The 3,746-nt window shown below is 69.0% G+C and carries 6 protein-coding genes; all 6 read left to right on the forward strand.

What is annotated here, in order from left to right; genetic code table 11:
- A partial coding sequence (locus ON39_RS02100; protein ID WP_040730190.1) for a DUF2520 domain-containing protein occupies positions 1-238 on the forward strand: 238 nt, incomplete at its 5' end.
- On the forward strand, positions 238-1,167 hold the full coding sequence (gene panC / locus ON39_RS02105; protein WP_040730193.1) for a pantoate--beta-alanine ligase: 930 nt from the start codon (positions 238-240) through the stop codon (positions 1,165-1,167). The genes ON39_RS02100 and panC, both read left to right, overlap by 1 nt.
- Before the next feature lie 27 nt (positions 1,168-1,194).
- Positions 1,195-1,614: an aspartate 1-decarboxylase gene (gene panD, locus ON39_RS02110; protein ID WP_040730196.1), complete on the forward strand. Its 420-nt coding sequence runs from the start codon at positions 1,195-1,197 to the stop codon at positions 1,612-1,614.
- A 1-nt stretch (position 1,615) separates the two neighbouring features.
- Positions 1,616-2,413 (forward strand): type III pantothenate kinase, encoded by a 798-nt coding sequence (locus ON39_RS02115; RefSeq protein WP_040730199.1) that lies wholly within the window; start codon positions 1,616-1,618, stop codon positions 2,411-2,413.
- A 181-nt stretch (positions 2,414-2,594) separates the two neighbouring features.
- Positions 2,595-3,287 carry a cupin domain-containing protein gene (locus tag ON39_RS02120; RefSeq protein ID WP_246002974.1) on the forward strand — a complete coding sequence of 231 codons (693 nt, stop codon included), beginning with the start codon at positions 2,595-2,597 and terminating at the stop codon, positions 3,285-3,287.
- Positions 3,288-3,295: 8 nt separating this feature from the next.
- Positions 3,296-3,718: a rhodanese-like domain-containing protein gene (locus ON39_RS02125; RefSeq protein ID WP_040730205.1), complete on the forward strand. Its 423-nt coding sequence runs from the start codon at positions 3,296-3,298 to the stop codon at positions 3,716-3,718.
- The last annotated feature ends 28 nt before the right edge of the window (positions 3,719-3,746 follow it).

A 3,746-nucleotide genomic window follows, 5' to 3' on the forward strand; every position in this document is an offset into this window, starting at 1 on the left:
GGCCGAGCGCCTGCTCGCGCCGCTGGCCTCGGCCGCGCTGGACAACGCGCTGCGCCGCGGTCAATCCGCGCTCACCGGCCCGGTGGCCCGCGGCGACGCGGACGCCGTCGCCGCGCACCTGAGCGCACTGGAATCGGTCGACGCGCGCCTGGCCGAGGGTTACCGTGCGATGTCGCTGCGAACCGCCGAACGCGCGGGCACCAACCCCGCCGTCATCGAGCTGCTGAAAGGGCGCTGATGTTCGATCCGAAATTGCGTGGCGCCTACAAACCGGGCGAGCTGACCGTGCACCACGATCCCGCGGTGCTCACCCAGGTGTCCGGCGCGCTGCGCGGCGTCGGCCGCACCGTCGCGCTGGTGCCGACGATGGGCGCGCTGCACGAGGGTCACCTGGAGATCGTCCGGCTGGCCAAGCGCAACAACCAGGTCGTCATCGTCTCGATCTTCGTCAACCCCTTGCAGTTCGGGCCGAACGAGGACCTCGACAAGTACCCGCGCACCCTGGACTCCGACGTGGCGCTGCTGCGCGCCGAGGGCGTCGAGCTGGTGTTCGCGCCGAGCGTCGCCGATATGTACCCCGACGGCCCGCGCACCACCGTGCAGCCGGGGCCGATCGGGTCCGAGCTCGAAGGCGCAAGCAGGCCAACCCATTTCGCGGGCATGCTGACCGTGGTCGCCAAACTGCTGCAGATCACCCGGCCCACCGAGGTGTACTTCGGCGAGAAGGACTACCAGCAGCTCACGCTGATCCGGCAGATGGTGCGGGACCTGAACTTCGATGTGCGGATCAAGCCGGTGGCGACCGTGCGTGAGCACGACGGCCTGGCCATGTCCTCGCGCAATCGCTATCTCGATGCGGCACAGCGTGAATCGGCGCTGGGCCTGTCGGCGGCGCTGGCCGCGGGCAAGCACGCGGGCGGCCTCGGCCCCGAGGCGGTGCTCGCCGCGGCCCGCCAGGTGCTCGACGCGGCGCCCGGCGTCGAGGTCGACTACCTCGAACTGCGCTCGACCAATCTCGGCCCCGCCCCCGCGACCGGCAACGCCCGGCTGCTGGTGGCCGCCCGGGTCGGCGCGACCCGCCTGATCGACAATGTCGCCGTCACCCTCGGCGCCCCGATCGACGGCCACCCCAACGTCTCCGCCCAGCGGACCTCCCAGCCCGCATAGGCGACGAACCAACGAAAGGGCGACGCAATGCTGCGCACCATGATGACGTCGAAGATCCACCGCGCCACGGTCACCCACGCGGACCTGCACTACGTCGGCTCGGTCACGGTGGACCAAGATCTGCTCGACGCCGCGGGCCTGCTCGAGGGCGAGCAGGTCTGCATTGTCGACATCGACAACGGCGCCCGCCTGGAGACCTATGTGATCGCCGGCGCCCGCGGGTCCGGCGTCATCGGGATCAACGGCGCCGCAGCCCATCTCGTGCACCCCGGCGACCTGGTCATTTTGATCGCCTACGGCCAGCTCGACGAGCGGGAGATCGCCGACTACCACCCGAAGGTCGTCTTCGTCGACGAGCGCAATCGCCCCGTCGAACTCGGCTCCGATCCGGCGCACGCGCCGGAGGGCTCCGGGCTGACCTCGCCGCGCTCGCTCTCGCTCGCCTGACATGCTGCTGACCATCGACGTCCGCAATACGAATATCGTGCTCGGACTCTTCACGGGCAGCGGCGCGCACTCGAAACTGGTGCGGCACTGGCGGATCCACACCAATCCGCTGCTCACCGCCGACGAGTTCGCCATGCAGGTCCGCGGCCTCATCGGCCCGCAACTCGACCAGGTGATCGGGGTTTCGGCGCTGGCCACGGTGCCGCCCGTGCTGCGGGAACTGCGCACAATGCTGAACCAGTACTGGGGCGACGTGCCGCACGTGCTGGTCGAGCCCGGCGTCCGCACGGGCATTCCGCTGCTGGTGGACAACCCGAAAGAGGTCGGCGCCGACCGGATCGTCAACTGCCTCGCGGCCTATCAGCGCTACTCCGCCCCGGCGATCGTCATCGACTTCGGCACCGCGATCTGCGTCGACCTGGTCTCGGCGAAGGGCGAGTTCCTCGGTGGCATCATCGCCCCCGGCGTCGAGATCGCGACGGAGTCCCTGGTCGAGCGCAGCGCGCTGCGCCGGGTCGAGCTGGCGCGGCCGCGCTCGGTGCTCGGCAAGAACAGCATGGAGGCCATGCAGGCCGGCGCGGTCTTCGGCTTCGCGGGCATGGTGGACGGGCTGATCGACCGTATTCGCGACGAGTTCGAGGCCTTCGCGGGCAACGACGTCGCGGTGGTCGCGACGGGACCGACCGCGGCGCTGATCGTGGCCGAATCGGAGACCATCGACGACCACGATCCGTATCTCACCCTCACCGGTCTGCGCCTCGTATACGAGCGCAACCAGCGCCGCAAGGGAGTTGGCTGATTCTCGCGGTGTCGGATTCGTCGCACCGGCTGAGCTTGCCGACACCGCCCACCATGCTGATACACTCACCGCTGTGTATTTCCGCGTGCGCACCCAGGAGTGTTGTCGAGGCTGACGTGGCCTCGACCGATCGAGGCTGACCACCGCCCTCGACCGTTCGCAACCTCCTGGAGATTCGCTCATGCGTTCTTCCGTTCTTTCCCTTTCGTCCGCACGGGACTCCCTCTCGGCCACCCCGCCGCTCGAGCGCTCCGTGGCCTCCGCCTTGCCGACGCGCCTGCGCCCCGCCGATCTGCTCCGGTTGACCGATGAGGGCGCCGAGGACGTGCTCGCCGGGCGCTACGACCACCTGTTGCCCGCCAACGGCGTGTGGCCGTCCGACGAACGGTGGGCGGCCCGCCTGCTCACCGACGACGAGGTCGACGTCTGGCTGATCAGCTGGACGCCGGGAAAGTCCACCGAACTGCACGACCACGCCGGCTCGCTCGGCGCGCTGACCGTGCTCAGCGGCGCGCTCTCGGAATTCCGTTGGAACGGAACCGAACTGCGCCGCCGCGTGCTGTCCGCGGGGGATCAGGCGTCGTTTCCGATCGGCTGGGTGCACGACGTGATGCGCGCCCCCGCGCAGTCGGTGTCCGATGGTTCGGCGCAGTTCGTCGCAGACAGCCCAGCGCAATTCGGTGCCAGTGGTGCGGCGCATTTCGCCACCGACGGCGCGGTGGAACCCATCGACCCGGCACTGCTCGAACCGACCCTCAGCGTGCACGCCTATTCTCCGCCGCTCACGGCCATGTCCTATTACGAGGTCACCGGCCACGGCACCCTGCGGCGCACCCGAACCGTCCTCACCGACCAGCCCGAAGGTGATATGTAATGAGTCGTCTGACCATCGATCAGATGCTGGAGAACGCGCGGGCCCGGCTCAACCGGATCTACGCCTTCGAAATGCCCGAGGCGCTCGCCAGGGGCGCGATTCTGGTCGACATTCGGCCGCAGGCGCAGCGGGTGCGCGAGGGCGCGCTGCCCGGCGCCCTGGTGATCGAGCGGAATGTGCTGGAATGGCGGCTCGATCCGACCAGTTCGGCGCGTTTGGCACTGGCCACCGATCACGATGTGGAATGGATCATCGCCTGCTCCGAGGGCTATACGTCCAGCCTTGCCGCGGCCGCGCTGCAGCAACTGGGGTTGCACCGGGCGACCGATCTCGTCGGCGGCTTCCACGCATTGAAGGCGGCCGGTCTACTGCACATCGGAATCCAGGCGCCGCACTTCGCCCGCGAGGTCGACTCGCTCGCCTCGCTGTAATTACCCGCGCATCCCTTCCATCTCGAAA

It is taken from the genome of Nocardia tenerifensis NBRC 101015, assembly GCF_000308715.1.
In the GTDB taxonomy this organism is placed as follows: domain Bacteria; phylum Actinomycetota; class Actinomycetes; order Mycobacteriales; family Mycobacteriaceae; genus Nocardia; species Nocardia tenerifensis.

Excerpts from the sequence above, each read along its gene's own strand:
- panC (WP_040730193.1), top strand. The coding sequence starts at position 238 with ATGTTCGATCCGAAATTGCGTGGCGCCTACAAACCGGGCGAGCTGACC.
- panD (WP_040730196.1), top strand. The coding sequence starts at position 1,195 with ATGCTGCGCACCATGATGACGTCGAAGATCCACCGCGCCACGGTCACC.
- ON39_RS02115 (WP_040730199.1), top strand. The coding sequence starts at position 1,616 with ATGCTGCTGACCATCGACGTCCGCAATACGAATATCGTGCTCGGACTC.
- ON39_RS02120 (WP_246002974.1), top strand. The coding sequence starts at position 2,595 with ATGCGTTCTTCCGTTCTTTCCCTTTCGTCCGCACGGGACTCCCTCTCG.